Raw genomic sequence first — 18,132 nt, forward strand, 5'->3', positions numbered from 1 at the left:
ATGTTTAAGAAGAAAATGACAACAGCAAATAAAATAACAATTTTAAGATTAATATTAATACCAATTATGGTCGTATTTTTAGTACTAGAACAAGGTGATCCAGGGTTTTTAGGACTTAGTTTATTTCAGTTAATTGCAGCAATAATTTTTGTAGTTGCATCATTTACAGATTTTGTTGATGGTTATATTGCTAGAAAATATAATCAAATAACAAATTTCGGTAAATTTTTAGATCCAATTGCTGATAAAGTTTTAGTCTTAGCAGCAATGGTATACTTAATTCAAACTGGAAGAGTCGAATTCTGGGCAGTTTTAATTGTAATATTTAGAGAGTTTACAGTTACAGGTATGAGAATACTAGCAATTGAAAAAGGTCATGTGGTAGCAGCATCACCATATGGTAAATTAAAAACTATAACAACAATGATTGCATTAATATTTATGATGTTTAATGATTTTACATTACCTGTAATTTACGGTAATATATTATGGTATCTAGCAATATTGTTTACACTCATAAGTGGTGTTGACTATATGATTAAAAATATTGAAGTATTTAAAGAGTAAAAAGAATTATTTGAACTAATATACTATAGGGAGTGATTTGATGTCAAAAGATAAAAAAGAGTTAGCTTTAGAAAATGCACTAAAACAAATAGAAAAACAATATGGTAAGGGTTCAATTATGGTTCTAGGTGATCAACCAGCTCAAGAAATTGAAACAATTTCAACAGGTTCACTAACACTTGATATTTCACTTGGTGTTGGTGGTTATCCAAAGGGAAGAATAATTGAAATATACGGGCCTGAAAGTAGTGGTAAAACAACACTAGCATTACATGCGATAGCTGAAACACAAAAAATCGGTGGCACAGTTGCATTTATTGATGCTGAACATGCACTTGATGCAGGTTATGCAAAACGTCTAGGTGTTGATATTGATAAACTTATCTTATCTCAACCAGATACAGGAGAACAAGCGTTAGAAATTACTGAAGCATTAATTAGAAGTGGTGCTGTTGATACAATTGTAATTGACTCAGTTGCAGCATTAGTTCCCGAAGCAGAAATTAGTGGTGATATGGGTGATTCTCACGTTGGATTACATGCAAGACTAATGAGTCAAGCAATGAGAAAGTTATCAGGTATAATTTCAAAAGGTAATGTAACAGTTATTTTTATTAACCAAATTAGAGAAAAAGTTGGTATTATGTTCGGTAGTCCTGAAACTACAACTGGTGGTCGTGCTTTAAAGTTCTATTCAACAATTAGACTTGAAGTTAGAAAAGGTGAAGCATTAAAACAAGGAACAGATATAATTGGTAATAAAGTAAACATAAAAGTTGTTAAAAATAAAGTAGCACCACCATTTAAAGTAGCAACAACAGATTTAATATATGGTCAAGGAATTCAACAAGCAGGAGAATTAGTAGATCTTGCAGGAGAATTAGATATTATCAAAAAGTCAGGATCATGGTATTCATATAATGATGAAAAGATTGGTCAGGGTAGAGATAATGCTAAGATGTTCTTAGAAGCAAATAAAGAATTATATGATACAGTTTTACAAAAAGTATTAGAACATTATAATATTAAGCGATAATTACTAAAGTTGTTAGAGATAACAACTTTTTTTAATAAAAAAATGTAGTATTAAACTACATTTTAATTAATAATCTAAGTTATTTAAATCAATCTTATAATAAAGAATAACATCTTCACTATTTAATGGTGTATTACTAATTTTGATCTCAATATATAAATTTGGTCTATTAACTTTAAACAACAGATATTTTCTATTTGGTAAATTAAATGGATAAATAATAGTTGATTTTGACTTAGTCTCAGTAATTGATACTGAACTAACTTGGGATTGTGCATCCATATAATCAGCAGCTAAAACCCATCTAAAACTAAAATATGAGTCTTTATAATAAGATTGAGGTATAAAGTTTTTTTCAATAGTAAGTTTGCCTTTAGGATAAATATTATCCTTATCTTCATATTTAAAAGAGTCAACAACCTCCAAATTAAACTCTTTAAAATATTTATTAAATTCTTTTTTCTTTGCTATATCAGATTGATATAAGTAAATTGGCTTATCTCCATTTTTATTAAAATAAAATCTGGTACTAGTTTTATTAAACTTAATAAAAAATAAGGATAACAAAATAAGTGGTAAAACAAAAATAAATAATATAAGTACAATTTTTTTAGAATATACAGTTAAGTTAATTGTATTTTTTTCTTTCATATAAAACCCCTCCGCATCTTTAATGATTATACAATAGAATTTGTTGAAAGTAAAATAAATATTAGATATTTATGTTAATATAAAATAAAATATGCTATAATAAAAAGGAATAGAAATATTTAAAGAAAATAAATTTGAAATTTAAAATAAATGGAGGTGTTTTAATGTTATTTTTAGCATTAGAAGGTCTTGTACCAGCAATCATCTCCGGTTTGCTATCCATTGTAGTTGGCTTTATAATAGGATTTTTTGTAAGAGTAATTACTCATGATAAATCAATTAGAGAAGCTAAAGAACAGGTTGAAAATATTGTTGAAGAAGGTAAAAAAGAAGCGGAAAAGGCCAAAAAAGAGGCTATCCTAGAAGCTAAACAAGAAATTTTTACCTTAAAAAAAGAAATGGAAGACGATATTAAGGAACGTAGACGTATTATTGTAAGCCTAGAAGAAAAATTAGATCAAAGGGAAAAATCAGTTGATAGAAGAGTATTTAATCTTGATAAACGTGAAGAACTCTTAGGCAATAAAGAAATTAGGTTAGAAGAACGAAACGAAGAACTTGAACAATTAAATAGCAAAGTGGAAGAATTATTGCGAGCACAAGAAGAAAAATTAAACGAAGTAGCAAATTTATCACAAGAAGAAGCAAAAGAAATTATCTTTAATAAAGTAAAAGATAATATGGCTGATGAGATAGCACAATACATTCACTATGAGGAAGAAAAAGCTAAGAATCAGGTTGAGGCTAAGGCAAAAGATTTATTAACGCTTGCACTGCAAAAATATGCAGCTGATACTACAACCGAACGTACAGTAAGTGTTATTACTATTCCAAATGATGAAATGAAGGGTAGAATTATTGGTCGTGAAGGACGTAATATTAGAACTCTTGAAGCATTAACAGGGGTGGATTTACTAATTGATGATACGCCTGAGACAGTAGTTTTAAGCGGATTTGATCCAATTAGAAGAGAAATTGCAAAAAGAGCACTTGAAACATTAGTCTCCGATGGTAGAATTCATCCAGGACGTATTGAAGAAGTTGTTGAAAAAGCAAGAACTGAAGTTGATATGTACATCAGAGAACGTGGTGAAAATGCTGTGTTTGAAGCACAAGTTGGAAGAATTCATCCAGATTTAATTAAATTATTAGGAAGACTTGATTTTAGAACAAGTTATGGTCAAAATGTATTAAAGCATTCAATAGAAACAGCATACCTTGCCGGAAAACTTGCAGCTGAAATTGGTGAAAATGAAGCACTTGCAAGAAGAGCTGGTTTATTACATGATATTGGTAAAGCAGTTGATCATGAAGTTGAAGGAAGTCATGTTGAAATTGGTGTTTCACTAGCAAAACGCTATAAAGAACCAAAAGAAGTAATTGATGCTATTGCAAGTCACCATGGTGATGTTGAAGCTGAAACAGCAATTGGTGTTTTAGTAGCAGCAGCTGATGCATTATCTGCAGCAAGACCTGGATCTAGATCAGAATCAGTTGAAACATACTTAAGAAGATTAGAACAATTAGAAGAGATTTCTAGTTCAATTCATGGTGTTGATAAATCATATGCAATTCAAGCTGGACGTGAAGTTCGTGTAATTGTTAAATCAAATGAAGTTAACGATTTAGAAATTATTAAAATTGCTCGTGAAATTAAAGAAAAAATTGAAGCGCAAATGACATATCCGGGAACAATAAAAGTTACTGTAATTAGAGAAACAAGAGCTTCAGAAGTTGCTAAATAGGATTAAAGGTTAGAATTAATTTTCTAACCTTTATTTTTATGTTAAAATATAAATAGTTTAAGAAAGAAAAGTGATAATGTGAGAGTATTATTTATTGGGGATTTATATGGTAATCCCGGAATTGAAATATTTGAGAATAAAATAACTGAATTAAAAAAACAATATAGACCAGATATTTTAATCGTAAACGGTGAAAACATTGCAAATGGTAGAGGGATTACAAAAGAAATTTATTTAAAGTTGATGAAGCTAAGTGTTAATGCTATTACAATGGGTAATTGGACATTTGGCAACAAAGACATTTTTAATTTTATCGATGATAGTAATATAATTAGACCAGCTAATTATTTAAGTGCACCTGGAAAAGGGTTTAAGGTTATTAATATAAATGGAAAAAGAATATTAATTATTAATTTGTTAGGTAGAATTTTTATGGATCCTAATTTACCAAGTCCTTTTTTAGTAGTTGATGAAATTATTCAAGCAAATAACGCAGACTATATTTTTATTGACATGCATGCAGAGGCAAGTAGTGAAAAAATTGCTCTAGGCCATTATTTAGACGGTAGAGTAGATGCTGTACTCGGGACTCATACTCATGTTCAAACTAATGATGATAGATTACTTCCTAACGGGACATTATACATCACCGATGTTGGTATGACTGGACCACTTGATGGAATAATAGGAGTGGATAAGGAAATTGCAATCACTAGATTCAAAACAGGTTATGCAAGAGCAAATCTCGTTCAAAATGGTAAAAAACAATTAAATGGTGTTTATTTGGATTTGGATAAAAAAACAATTGAAAAAATTCATTTGGAGATGGAGTAATGCAAATAGAAAATAAGATTATTAATAATATACTTGCTGATGAAAAAGTAATTAGATATAAAGAATTAGAAAAAATAGTAAATAGCAATAAAAAGTTAAAAAAACTTTTAAGAGACTTAAAATTAATTCAAAAACAGATTGTTCATGCAAGAGCACTTAGTAAAAACAATGCCCTAAAGGAATTAGAAAAAAACTATGATATAAAAATGAATGAAATTGTTGAATATCCGCTCTTAAGCGAATATTTGATGTTACAAACTGAAATAAATCAATTTTTGAGTGATTTTACAAATATTGTAGAAAAAGGCATAATGAAGGATTTAACGACTAAATAGCATCTTTTTAACGCTTTTAAATAATTATACTTGATAATAATATAAAAAAATTATATTATAATAATATAGAATATTGGAAAATAGGGGGTTTAAGAATGGCAAAATTAGAAAAAGACAGTGTTATCACAGTTTTAGATAACAACTATTTAATTGGTGATTTATTAGAGGGGTTAGTAAAGACACCATCAGAAGTTATTATGGATTTTTTTGTTGAAATTGGATTTAATTTTAATAGAACAATCAGAATGGAAGTATTAAAACAGTTATTACGACCAAAAATTATGGAAACAAGAAGAGAACGTTCTTCATTGGCTGATGAGATGAATTATCGTTTATCATGGTTTAATCAGTTTACAGAAACACAATTAGTAAACTTATTCAAATTTTATAATGACCAAGAATTAAATGACTTATTTTTAGAACAACTATGGTTAAGATTGGTAAATGACATGATAAGTCGTGAGATAAACAAAAATGACTTTAATCAGTTAATTACACTCTCACAAGCATATAAAACTAGCGATGTAAAAAATACAGATCTTGTCTTATATAATAATAATTTGAATGCATTATTCTTTGATAATGATGGTGAAATTGATGGATTAAATCCAGAAGCAATTAGACCAGTATTATACAAGAGTTCAACAATTACTGAAATTAGACAAATTGGTCAAAAATATAATGTTAGTGTACCTCAAAGATTAAAAAAACAAGAACTATTAGACATTATGATTCAAGAATTAAAAGATCGTGATGAATATACAGAAGAACTTGAAAAAGACTTAAGTAAATTAAATATTATGCTTCTTCAACGTTATGCTAAAGATAATAACATTAAAGCATCTACAGAACTTAAAAAAGAAGAAGTTATTGAGTATGTACTAAAGAATTCACATACAACAAAAGAAAAATATTATATTCCTTCATCCTCTGTCTATGAAGTTGAAGCTAAAGAATTAGGTCAAACTGTTGAGGAAGATGAAACAGAAATTTATGGAAAATCACTTGAGGAATTAAAAGAAGAAGCATCAAATGAAGTTTTAGAAGAAACAAAAGAAGAAGCACTTGTTGAAAAACATAAACCTAAGACATTAGAGTATATTGTTCCTGAAGAAAAATTATTTGATGTTAGTGCTGTAGAAGAAAAAGCAATTAACGCTGTGGATTATCGTGGTGTTAAAAATAAGAAATTTGTTAAATTAATAAATGATGATATTAGTTATGTGGAAAGTCAAGTTGAAACAAAAGATGATGAATGCATTAGTTTAAATGATTTCCCTAAAAAGAAAAGAAGTCCTGCTGCAATATTTTTCAGAGTAATATTAATAATTATTTTAATCGCTATTTTACTTGCTCTAATATTTGCAATCTATGCACTTTCAACTCCATCAGGAGCACCAGCAGCACTTAAGAATGTTGAAGATTTTATCGTTAAGTATATTTTCTTCAATCAAGATTTATTCGATAAAATTAGAAATATAAATTGGCCTTGGAATTAATAAAAAGGGGGTTTACTTATGAGTAATACTGACAATAAAACCTATACCCCAATGATACAACAATATTTAACAATTAAAGAAGACTACGCTGATGCGATAGTCTTTTTTCGGTTAGGTGATTTCTATGAAATGTTTTTTGATGATGCAATTATTGCATCAAGGGTTTTAGAGATAACATTAACCTCAAAAGATGCAGGTGCAAAAATTCCAATGTGTGGAGTTCCTCATCATTCTGTTAAACCATATATAAAAAAATTGATTGAAAATGGCTATAAAATTGCTATTGCTGAACAAACATCAGAGCCAGGTAAAGGATTAGTTACTAGAGAAGTAGTTAGACTTATCACACCAGGTACTGTTTTTGAAGATGATATTTTAGAAAGTGGAAGTAACAACTTTATAGCAAGCTTAATTTTACAAGAAGAAGGTTATCTTTTAACATATGCTGATATATCTACAGGTGAATCATTTTTACTTGATTCATTAAATAAAAATGAAGTGATTGACTATATTAAATCTTCTTTAATCAAAGAATTAATTATACCTAATGAGTCTGATACTTATTTAATTGAAGAGATGAAAAAAAGTAATGTTTATGTTACGGTTTATAATGAATATAATACACATGATAATAAGTGGGCTAATTTATTACTTCCTAGTCAAAAAATTGGAGCAAGACATTTATCTCATTATTTATCAACAACCCAAAAACAACCACTTAATCACTTACAAACAATTAAACCAGAAGAGAACAATAATTATTTAAAGGTGGACTATAGAGTATTAAAGCAATTAGAAATTGTAGAATCTAATACAAATAACCCTAAAACAACAGTTTTTTATCATTTAAATAATACAAAAACAGCTATGGGTACTAGATTATTAAAGCACTACTTAAATCATCCTTTAACAGATTATAATGTTCTTCAAAAAAGATATGATTTGATTGAAGCATTTGATAAGATAATACTTAGAAGTGATATCTTAGATATCTTAGATAATATTTATGACGTTAATAGAATTATTGGAAAACTTTCATTTAATTCTATTAATGCAAGAGACCTAGAACAATTAAAAATTACATTAAAACATATTCCTAGACTAAAAGAAATATTAAAAGCTTTTGGTAATAAGGAATTAGATATATTAAATGATCAAATATTAGAACATCAAGAATTAAAAGATTTACTTGAAAGAAGTATCATTGATAATCCACCAATTCAAACTAAGGAAGGTGGAATGATTAAACCTAATTTTAATAAAGATTTAGATCATTTATTAAACATAAATGAAGATAGTAAAGAATGGTTATTAAATTATGAAAATCAAGAAAAAGAACGTCTTGGTATTAAAAATTTAAAAGTGGGATATAACAGAAACTTTGGTTATTTCATTGAAATCAGTAAAATGCAAGCCTTACAGGTTGAAGACATTCATGGTTATGAAAGAAGACAAACACTAACTAATAGTGAAAGATATATCTCAAAGGAATTAAAAGAACAAGAAGATGAAATTTTAAATGCAAAAGAACGTGCTATAGCTTTAGAATATGAAATATTCCAAAGCATCAAAGATGAAGCAAGTAAATATATTGCTTCATTACAAGAATTATCTAGTGCTATTGCCAAAATTGACGTATTTTTAAGTTTGAAGATTGCTTCTGAGAAAAATAATTATGTAAGACCTACTATTAATTTAACAGATAGAAAAACAACAATAATTAATGGTAGACATCCAGTTGTTGAAAAATTTACTGATTATATTAAAAATGATATTGTAATTGATGAATCAGAAATATTTTTAATTACAGGACCAAACATGAGTGGTAAATCAACTTATATGCGTATGTTTGCTTTAATTATTTACTTAGCTCAAGTTGGTTCGTTTGTACCTGCAGATAGTGCAAATATTCCAATATATGATGCAATCTTTACTCGTATTGGTTCATCAGATGACTTGTCTGGTGGTAAGTCAACTTTCATGGTTGAGATGGTAGAAAGTAATGAAGCACTAACATTTGCTACTAAGAACTCGCTAATTTTATTTGATGAAATAGGAAGAGGTACTGCAACCTATGATGGGATTGCTCTTGCTCAGGGAATGATTGAGTATATTGCAAATGAAATTAAAGCTCAAACTTTATTTTCAACACATTATCATGAACTTACAAAACTTGAAAATTTATATAGTAATATAACAAACTTACATGTTAAAGCAAAAGAAGAAAATGGTAAAATGATTTTTCTTCATCAAGTTGAAAAAGGAGCATCTGATCGCTCTTATGGAATTCAAGTGGCATCACTTGCAAACTTACCTAAAAAATTAATTAAAAGAAGTGAAGAAATTTTAAATAAACTTGAAGGAAATAAAGAAGAAATAGAAATTGATTTATTTAACTATAATATTGCTGAAGAAAAAGCAATAGTAAACTACACCCATGAAGAAGTAATAAAAGATATTAATGATTTAAACATTGATAAATTAACACCAATTGATGCGATAGTTTTACTAAAAAATTTACAAAATAAATTAAAAAAATAAGAGGTAGTAATGAATAAAATTAAAGTAATGAATGATAGACTAGCTAATATGATTGCGGCCGGTGAAGTAGTTGAAAGACCAGCATCAATTATTAAAGAGTTAGTAGAAAATTCAATCGATGCAAATTCTAAATCAATCGTAATTAAAGCATATAATAATGGTTTAAAGGAAATTACCGTGATTGATGATGGAGTAGGAATTGGCAAGGAAGACTTGAAGCTTGCCTTTTTACGTCATGCAACATCAAAAATTAAGGAAGAAATTGATTTGGAGCGCATTAATACTTTAGGATTTAGGGGAGAAGCACTTGCAGCAATTGTTGCAGTAAGTAACGTCTTAATTAAATCAAGAGTTAGTGAAGAAAATGGTAATTTCATTGTTTTTGATAATGGGAAAATAGTTGATGAAGGAATAGTATCATTAAATATAGGAACAGAAATTACTGTTAAGAACTTATTTTATAACACACCAGCAAGATTAAAGTATTTAAAGAGTGAGTATACTGAAAGAATGTTAATTATTGAAACTTTTGATAAACTAGCTCTTTCAAATCCTAGTATTAGATTTAAATTATTAATTGATGATAAATTAGTTAAAGAAACTTATGGGACTAATGATGTCTTTAATTTAATGGATAATATATATGGTAGTCAAGTTTTAAAAGACATTAAGGTTATTGATGAGACTTTTAGTAATATTAATGTTAAAGGATATTTAGTATCACCTAAGTTTACTAGACCAAAAAGAAATGATATCTCTATTTTTGTTAATGGGAGATATGTAAAAAACTTTCAATTAACTAATGCGGTAATTGATGGATACAGTAATTTTTTAATGACAAAAAGATATCCGGTTGCCTTAATTTTTATAAAGATTGACCCATATTTATTAGATGTTAATATTCATCCACAAAAACTTGAAATCAAATTTGCTAATGATTCAATGCTTAAATATCAATTGGAAGTAATTATTAAAAATGCTCTTAATAATAGTGTTCATGAAATACCTAATAACTTTAAAGTTTTAGAAAAAAAATATGAACAATTAGAAGAACAATATACTGCCTTTCCACTTGAATTTAATTATGAAGTAGAAACAAATAATAATTTATTAATAAATGAAGAAAATATAAATAAAAAACTTCCAGATTTAGAGTATGTGGGTGTTTTATCAGGGACATATCTTTTATTTCAAAATGAGGACGGATTATTTCTAGTAGATCAGCACACAGCAGAAGAGCGTGTAAACTATGAATATTATTTAAAATTCTATGATAATTATGAAATAATAGTTGAAGAAATGCTTATCTCAAAAGAACTTGATTTATTGCCAAGTGATTTTTCACTGATAGATAAATATCTTGAAATATTTAATAAATTTGGTTTTTATTTTGATAAAAATAATCATTTACTAAGTCATCCATCATTTTTATTGGAAAAAGATTTAGAACTAGTAATTACTAATATGATATTCTTAATTGAAAACAATAAAGAAATAAGTGTTAAAGTTTTATTAGATGATGTAGCAAAATCAAAGAGTTGTAAGGGCTCCATTAAAGCAAATCATAAACTATCAAGAATTGAAATAGATAATTTAATGAAGCGTTTAAGAAATGCAAGTAACCCTTATACTTGTCCTCATGGCAGACCTACAATTATTAATATTAATAATTACCAAATTGAAAGAATGTTTAAAAGGATTGTATGATGAAAAAAGTTATTGTAATTGTTGGACCAACCGGTAGTGGTAAAACTAAATATTCTGTAAAGCTTGCTAAGAAAATAAATGGCGAGATCATAAACGGTGATTCCGTTCAAATTTATAAAGAACTAAATATTGGTTCTGCTAAAATTAAAGAACATGAAATGGAAAACATCAAACATCATTTATTTAGTATTAAGCATGTAGGTGAGGAATATAGTGCATTTAATTTTCAAACTGATGCAAGAAAACTCATTAATGATATAAATACGCCAATTTTAGTTGGGGGAACAGGTTTTTATATTAAAAGTGCATTATATGACTATGAGTTTAATAAGGAAGAAGAAAATGATTTGTTTATAGACAAATCAAATTTAGAAATCTATGAAGAATTAATTAAGCTTGATAAAAATATTGAAATAGACAAAGACAATCGTGTTAGATTAGTAAGAGCACTTAATTTAGCAAAAAGTGGTAACCTAAGAAGTGAAAAAAGTGGCAGCAATAATAAACTTTTTGATATTTTTACAATCTATTTAGACGTTAATCGGGTAAAATTAAAAGAACTATTAATTAAAAGATTAGATATAATGATTAATAGTGGCTTGATTGAAGAAGCAAAGATGTTATTTGATAATAATATATTTTTAAATATTATTGGTTATAGAGAACTACATCATTATTTTTTAGGTGAATATACTTTAGAAGAAGCTAAAACAGCAATTATTAGAAGTTCACTAAATCTAGCTAAGAAACAAAAAACATGGTTTATTAATCAAATGAATACAACACTATATGATCCATTTGATGAGGATACTGAAAATCAGATTTATAGTGATGTTATTTCATTTTTAAAGGAGTAAAATATGAAAATATATTTAGTGGGAATGCCTTTTTCAGGTAAAACTTTTATTGGTTTAAAACTAGCAGAAAAACTTTCTTTTAATTTTATCGATATTAATACAGAAATTGAAAAAGAAGCATTAATGTTTATTGATGAAATATATACTAACCTTGGCGAAGAAACCGTCAAATATCAAGAAAAAATATTATTAGAAAAACTTTTAAAAGAAGATAACACAGTAATAGCAACAACATGTAGTGTAGTTGAAGATAGAAAGAATAAAAACTTAATTGATGGAATAGTAATCTATTTAACAGTTAGTGATCAAATATTAGAAAAAAGAAAAAATGAAGGATATCCTAATTTTTTAGTTGAAAAATATTCAATTGAAGATTTAAGTAAAAAGAGATTTTTACTATATCAAAACTTTGCAACTGATATAGTTGAAAATGAAGAAGATTATAATAAAACAATAGATCAAATATTAAAGATTGTTACAAATAGTTGATATTTTACCTATATTTATAGTATAATAATAACGTTATATTAAACGGAGGCGATTTAAATGATTTCAACAAACGAATTTAAAACAAATATGACTATCGAATTTGATGGAAATATTTTTCAAGTATTAGAGTTTTTACACGTTAAACCAGGTAAAGGAGCAGCGTTTGTTCGTTCAAAATTAAGAAACTTAAGAACTGGTGCAGTAATTGATTACACATTTAATGCTGGTGTAAAAGTAAAAAAAGCACAAATCTCAAGAGTATCAATGCAATACCTATACAATGATGGTGTAAATCATGTGTTTATGAATAATGAAACATATGATCAAGTAGAAATCCCACTTGCATTAGTAGAAGATCAAATCAAATTTATTTATGAAAATATGAATGTTGAAGTTGTTTATTTCAATGATACAGAAGTAATTGGTATATCAATTCCAGAAAACGTAGTATTAACAGTTGTTGATACAGTTCCTGGAGTAAAAGGTGATACAAAAACAAATGCAATGAAAGATGCTACTTTAAATACAGGATTAGTTATTAAAGTACCACTATTTATTGAAACTGGTGAAAAAATTGTTGTTAAAACAACAGATTCATCATATGTATCTAGAGATAAATAATAAGGCTATCTAGCCTTTTTGTTTAAAGAAAGGTTTAATTATGGAAAGATTACAAAAAGTAATAGCCCAAAGTAATATCGCTTCTAGAAGAAAAGCTGAAGTTTTAATATTGGAAGGTAAAGTAAAAGTAAATGGTATTGTCGTTAAAGAATTAGGCGTTAAAGTAAATAAAAACGATGAAATTGAAGTAGAAGGCGTTTTAATTAAAAAAGCACCTAAAAAAGTTTATTTGTTAATGAATAAACCAACAGGTTACTTAGTTACAAATAGTGATGAAAAAAATAGAAAAACAATTATAGAACTTATTAATGAAGAATATGATGGTTTTAGAATCTATCCAATTGGAAGATTAGATATTGATACATCAGGACTAGTATTATTAACTAATGATGGTGAGTTAACAAATCTTTTAACAAAGAAAGAACAACAAATAGATGAAGAATATATTGTTAGGGTTTCTGGAGTAATTGTTAGAAAGAAACTTATTGAAATTAGAAAAGGTGTTACAATAAGAAAAAAATATTTAATGAAAGCAAAAGAAATTAATTTAATAGAAATTGATAAAAATACGCAAACAACACTACTTAGAGTAGTAGTTAATGATGAGACAAGAAATAGAAATATTAAATTGATGTTTGAGGAAGCAGGATTTCCTGTTAAGACCTTAACAAGAACCGGATTTGGGTTTCTAAATTTAGAAGGAGTTATCCGTGGTGGTTATCGTGAACTCAAAGTTCATGAGGTAAAAAAACTTTTTGCATTAAAATAACACAAACAAAAAAACAAATTATATGATATAATATAGATTGAGTGGGGGTAGGAAATGAAGCAATTTCATGTAGCTATTGATGGCCCAGCTGGTTCAGGAAAAAGTACAATAAGTGGTTTAATTGCAAAAAAATTAAACTGGACACATATTGATACCGGTGCAATGTACCGTGCTGTTACACTATGGGCACTAAACAATAAGATAGATTTGAATAACGAATCTGAATATCGTTTTTTAGAGAAAATAAATATCTCTTATGAAAATGACCAAATATTTCTAAATGGTATTAATGTTAGTATTGATATTAGAAGTGAAGAAGTTACAAATAACGTATCCCTTGTCTCAAGTTTTCCGTATGTAAGGAAAAAAATGGTAGATCTTCAAAAAAAAGCAGCCGAAAATATTAGTGTTGTGATGGATGGTAGAGATATTGGGACTGTAGTATTACCAAATGCAGATTTAAAAATTTTCTTAACTGCAAACGTTGAAGAACGGGCAAAAAGAAGATATGCTGAAAATGTGCAAAAAGGAAAAGTGGACCATATTGATAACGTAATAAATGATATTATCGTTAGAGATGAAAAAGACTCAACTAGAAAAGAAGCACCACTAAAGAAAGCAAAAGATGCTTTTGAATTAGATACAACCTACATGACAATCGATGAGGTTGTAAATAAAATAATTTTAATGATTGAGAAAAAGGAGAATTTGTAAGATGGATATGAAAGATGTTAATTTATTAAAAGTTGGACAAATTGTTGAAGGAGAAGTAATAAAGGTAACAGATAACACCATCTATTTAGACGTTAAAAGTTTAACTGAAGCAAAAATGCATTTAGATAATTATGATAAGTCACTTGAAAGCTTCATAGGTGTTGTAAAAGTTGGAGATAAAGTAACAGGTAAGGTTCAAAAAGTGAACTATGATGAACCTGTTATGATTTTAATTTCAAGACTACCACTTATTAAACTAGAAAATTTTGAAAAAATTGAAAAATTAGTTGAAACAAAAGAAATTGTTAAAGCTAAAGTTAAAAAAATAGAAGAAAAAGGTTTAATTTTAAATTACTTAGACTATGAAGTGTTTTTACCATACACTTTATTAGACTACGATTTAATTGAAAATAAAAAAGACTTAAAAAATAAAGTGTTAGAAATTAATATTATTGAAGCTTCAAGAAATGGTAGATTTACAAGAATTGTTGGTTCAAGAAAAGAAATTTTTGAAGCGGCTAAAAAAGAAGCTTTTGAAGCAAAAATGCAAGAAAGAAAAGAACAATTAGAATCAGTTCAAACAGGTAATGTATTAACAGGTGTTATTGAAAAAATTGATAAACATGCTGCATATGTAAGATTTGATAGCATAATTGGTTTACTTAGAATTTCCCAAGTATCACACCATAGAATTGAAAAATTAGATGAAGTGTTAAAAATTGGACAAGAAGTAACAGTTAAAGTTATTAAAAAAGAAGGTAACAGACTTGATTTATCAATGAAAGCATTATTACCTACACCATTTGCTGCTTACTTAGCAGATAAAAAAATTGGTGATGAAGTAACAGGACATGTTTTCCAAAAATTACCATTTGGAATGATCATTGAACTTGCAGAAGATGTGAGAGGATTATTACATAGAAATGATTACTCATGGGATCCAAGTTTTAACTTAGACACACAAACAAATATTAATGATGAAATCACATTAAAAATTGTAAATATGGATGTTAAAAAGGAAAGAATTGCTTTATCAAGAAAAGCAATTGAAGAAAATCCATGGAGAAATGTCACAGTTAAACGTGGAGATATTACAAGTGCAAAAGTGCTTGAAGTATCAAATAAAGAACTTACAGTTGAAGTAGAAGGTGTTAAGGGAACAATCTTAGCAAAAGATGCTATTTTAGGACAAGGTTCATTAGAATCATTTTTCTCTAAAGGAGATATGATTGATGAAGCAATCGTTATTGAAGCAAATCCAAAAACATGGGAACTAAAATTATCAATCGTAAGAGTTTTAGAAAAGAAAGAAAGAGAATCATTTGAACAATATTTAGAAAATGATTCAGATGAAGGAACACAAACAATTGGTGATCTATTTGGAGACCAACTTAAAAAATAAAGGAATGTGATATTATGCCATTCACAGTAGCAATAGTAGGTAGACCTAACGTAGGTAAGTCTAGCTTATTTAATAGAATTGCTGGAAACAGAATCGCAATAACCGATGATATGGAAGGCGTTACAAGAGATAGAATATATACTAAAGCTGAGTGGTTAACAAAAACATTTAGTCTGATTGATACAGGGGGCATTGATATTATTGATGCGCCCTTTTTAAGTCAAATTAAAGAACAAGCTAACTTAGCAATCGATGAAGCAGATTTAATTATCTTCTTAACTGATGGTAAATCAGGCGTCACTGATGGTGATACTTATATTGCCAATTTATTATATAAATCAAATAAACCTGTAATCCTTGCTGTTAATAAAATAGATGATGTAAATCAATTAACTAATATTTATGAGTTTTATCAATTGGGTTTTGATGAACCAATTGCAGTATCAACTCATCATGGTATTGGGATGGGAGATTTATTAGATAAAGTAATTAGTTATATGGATGACTATAGTGAAGAATTTGACGCTGATTCAATTAGATTCTCCCTTATTGGTAGACCTAATGTTGGTAAGAGTTCATTAACTAATAGCATTTTAGGAGAAAACCGTGTAATAGTCAGTGATATCTCTGGAACAACAAGAGATGCAATTGATACTGATTTTACATACAAGAATCAAAAATACACAGTTATTGATACTGCAGGTATTAAAAAACGTGGCCGTATTTATGAAAATACTGACAAATATAGCATTATTAGAACACAAACAGCAATTGATCGCTCTGATGTAGTTTTAATTGTTGTAGACGGTCATGAAGGAATTGTTGAACAAGATAAAAATGTTGCTGGATATGCTGTTGAAGCAAATAAAGCTGTAATTATCGTTGTAAATAAATGGGATATTGTCACTAAAGATGATAAGACCATGGATAAAATGAAGAAAAAGATTAGAGAAGATTTCAAGTTTATTGACTATGCACCAATTATCTTTACTTCAGCACTTGAAGATAAGAGAATTGAAACAATATTTCCAGAAATCTTAAAAGTTTATGAAAACTATACTAAAGAAATTAAAGTAAGTATCTTAAATCAAATCTTACAAGATGCAGTATCATTTAATCCAACACCGATTCATAATAGAGGTAAAGCTAACTTTTCATATATAACACAAGTAGCAAGCAAACCTCCTACATTCTTATTATTTGTTAATGAACCTGAATATGTTCACTTTTCCTATTTAAGATATTTAAATAATCAGTTTAGAGAAGCAATTGATTTTGAAGGAACACCTATAAAATTAATTTTAAGGAGAAAAGAATCATGAAATTATCTGTAATTGGTGGTGGTGCTTGGGGTACTACCATGGCTCAAGTCTTAAGAGACAACAACCATGAAGTTTTAATTTATGAGATTAATGAAAGTTATGTTGATGCTATTAATAATAAACATATCCACCCAATCTTTAACAACACTCTAGATGCAGATATAAAAGCAACTACTGATTTGAAAAAAGCAATCGAATTTAGTGATACATATATTCTTGCAGTTCCTACTGCAGCAATGCGTATTGTTTTAAAAAGTATGAATGAATTTATTAATAGACCAAGTAGATTTATTAATATCTCAAAAGGAATTGAACCACAAACACTAAAAAGAGTTTCTGAAATAGTAGAAGATGAAATAGATCATGAAAATAATAATGGCTTTGTCTGTCTAACCGGTCCTAGCCATGCAGAAGAAGTGATTGATCGCAAATTAACACTTTTAACAAGTGCAAGCAATAATAAAAATTTTGCTATAGAAGTTCAAGAACTAGTCTCAAATAGTACATATATTCGTACCTATACACTTGATGATTTAATTGGTGCTGAAGTTGGTGGTGCAGTTAAAAATGCGATTGCTGTTATTAGTGGTGCAGCAGCTGGATATGGTCTCGGCGAAAATGCTCGTGCTGCAATTATTACTAGAGGTATATTAGAAATCTTAAAAGTAGTTGAAATAATGGGTGGTAAGAAAGAGACAGTTTTTGGTCTAACCGGAATTGGAGACTTAATTGTTACTGCATCAAGTGAACAATCTAGAAACTTCCAAGGTGGTAGAAAAATTGGTATGGGAATGACTAAAGATGAGATTTATAAAAACTCAACTCAAACAATTGAAGGCTTTAGAACTATCTATGCACTTAACGATTTATCCAAAAAGTACGGTGTTGAATTACCGATGATAAATACTGCTTTTGATATTTTAGAAAACAATATTTCAATAAAAGAAGGAATAAAACAGCTTCTAAGTCGTGATTTAAAGCCTGAAACCCTAGAATAATAGCCTTATTATGCAATAATTATAATTAAAACGTTTTCATTATAA

The 18,132-nt window shown here is 27.9% G+C and carries 17 protein-coding genes; 16 read left to right on the plus strand and 1 reads right to left on the minus strand.

The annotated features are described in order from the left end of the window. Positions 1–15 precede the first annotated feature (15 nt). Both pgsA and recA read left to right on the plus strand, forming a co-directional pair. A complete protein-coding gene (gene pgsA / locus T352_RS0100850) occupies positions 16–567 on the plus strand; it encodes a CDP-diacylglycerol--glycerol-3-phosphate 3-phosphatidyltransferase (RefSeq protein WP_026391346.1) in 552 nt (183 codons plus the stop codon). Between the two features lie 40 nt (positions 568–607). After that, positions 608–1,603, plus strand: a complete 996-nt coding sequence (gene recA, locus T352_RS06010; RefSeq protein ID WP_035344709.1) for a recombinase RecA — start codon at positions 608–610, stop codon at positions 1,601–1,603. 66 nt (positions 1,604–1,669) lie between these two features. On the opposite strand, the gene T352_RS0100860 is transcribed toward recA, so the two are convergent. Then, complete coding sequence (locus tag T352_RS0100860) at positions 1,670–2,254, minus strand: hypothetical protein (protein ID WP_026391347.1); 585 nt, start codon at positions 2,252–2,254, stop codon at positions 1,670–1,672. Between the two features lie 164 nt (positions 2,255–2,418). Here T352_RS0100860 and rny point away from each other — a divergent pair, with 164 nt between their 5' ends. The 14 genes from rny to T352_RS0100930 all read left to right on the plus strand — a co-directional run bounded on the left by rny (position 2,419) and on the right by T352_RS0100930 (position 18,087). Then, positions 2,419–3,999 carry a ribonuclease Y gene (gene rny / locus T352_RS0100865; RefSeq protein WP_051615656.1) on the plus strand — a complete coding sequence of 527 codons (1,581 nt, stop codon included), beginning with the start codon at positions 2,419–2,421 and terminating at the stop codon, positions 3,997–3,999. Between the two features lie 78 nt (positions 4,000–4,077). After that, positions 4,078–4,833: a TIGR00282 family metallophosphoesterase gene (locus T352_RS0100870; RefSeq protein ID WP_026391349.1), complete on the plus strand. Its 756-nt coding sequence runs from the start codon at positions 4,078–4,080 to the stop codon at positions 4,831–4,833. Continuing rightward, on the plus strand, positions 4,833–5,168 hold the full coding sequence (locus T352_RS06015) for a YlbF family regulator (protein WP_051615658.1): 336 nt from the start codon (positions 4,833–4,835) through the stop codon (positions 5,166–5,168). Before T352_RS0100870 ends, T352_RS06015 begins: the two co-directional genes overlap by 1 nt. Positions 5,169–5,263: 95 nt before the next feature. Continuing rightward, entirely contained in the window at positions 5,264–6,667 is a 1,404-nt protein-coding gene (locus tag T352_RS0100880) for a hypothetical protein (RefSeq protein WP_026391350.1), read from the plus strand. An 18-nt stretch (positions 6,668–6,685) separates the two neighbouring features. After that, positions 6,686–9,208 carry a DNA mismatch repair protein MutS gene (gene mutS, locus T352_RS0100885; RefSeq protein WP_026391351.1) on the plus strand — a complete coding sequence of 841 codons (2,523 nt, stop codon included), beginning with the start codon at positions 6,686–6,688 and terminating at the stop codon, positions 9,206–9,208. 9 nt (positions 9,209–9,217) lie between these two features. Beyond that, complete coding sequence (mutL, locus tag T352_RS0100890) at positions 9,218–10,915, plus strand: DNA mismatch repair endonuclease MutL (protein WP_162151070.1); 1,698 nt, start codon at positions 9,218–9,220, stop codon at positions 10,913–10,915. After that, positions 10,912–11,772, plus strand: a complete 861-nt coding sequence (gene miaA / locus T352_RS0100895) for a tRNA (adenosine(37)-N6)-dimethylallyltransferase MiaA (protein ID WP_084301339.1) — start codon at positions 10,912–10,914, stop codon at positions 11,770–11,772. Before mutL ends, miaA begins: the two co-directional genes overlap by 4 nt. A gap of 3 nt (positions 11,773–11,775) precedes the next feature. Beyond that, positions 11,776–12,261, plus strand: coding sequence for a shikimate kinase (locus T352_RS0100900; protein WP_162151071.1), 486 nt, complete (start codon positions 11,776–11,778; stop codon positions 12,259–12,261). A 57-nt stretch (positions 12,262–12,318) separates the two neighbouring features. Further along, the gene (efp, locus tag T352_RS0100905) at positions 12,319–12,882 is read left to right on the plus strand and encodes an elongation factor P (RefSeq protein WP_026391355.1); all 564 of its coding nucleotides are present in this window, start codon (positions 12,319–12,321) and stop codon (positions 12,880–12,882) included. A 40-nt stretch (positions 12,883–12,922) separates the two neighbouring features. Further along, the gene (locus tag T352_RS0100910; RefSeq protein WP_026391356.1) at positions 12,923–13,651 is read left to right on the plus strand and encodes a pseudouridine synthase; all 729 of its coding nucleotides are present in this window, start codon (positions 12,923–12,925) and stop codon (positions 13,649–13,651) included. Positions 13,652–13,705: 54 nt separating this feature from the next. Then, on the plus strand, positions 13,706–14,365 hold the full coding sequence (gene cmk, locus T352_RS0100915; RefSeq protein ID WP_026391357.1) for a (d)CMP kinase: 660 nt from the start codon (positions 13,706–13,708) through the stop codon (positions 14,363–14,365). A gap of 1 nt (position 14,366) precedes the next feature. Next, positions 14,367–15,767, plus strand: coding sequence for a S1 RNA-binding domain-containing protein (locus T352_RS0100920; RefSeq protein ID WP_026391358.1), 1,401 nt, complete (start codon positions 14,367–14,369; stop codon positions 15,765–15,767). 14 nt (positions 15,768–15,781) lie between these two features. Beyond that, positions 15,782–17,089 (plus strand): ribosome biogenesis GTPase Der, encoded by a 1,308-nt coding sequence (gene der / locus T352_RS0100925; RefSeq protein ID WP_162151072.1) that lies wholly within the window; start codon positions 15,782–15,784, stop codon positions 17,087–17,089. Then, positions 17,086–18,087, plus strand: coding sequence for an NAD(P)H-dependent glycerol-3-phosphate dehydrogenase (locus tag T352_RS0100930; protein ID WP_051615660.1), 1,002 nt, complete (start codon positions 17,086–17,088; stop codon positions 18,085–18,087). Before der ends, T352_RS0100930 begins: the two co-directional genes overlap by 4 nt. The last annotated feature ends 45 nt before the right edge of the window (positions 18,088–18,132 follow it).

The organism is Haploplasma modicum ATCC 29102 (genome assembly GCF_000687835.1).
GTDB lineage: Bacteria > Bacillota_I > Bacilli_A > Acholeplasmatales > Acholeplasmataceae > Haploplasma > Haploplasma modicum.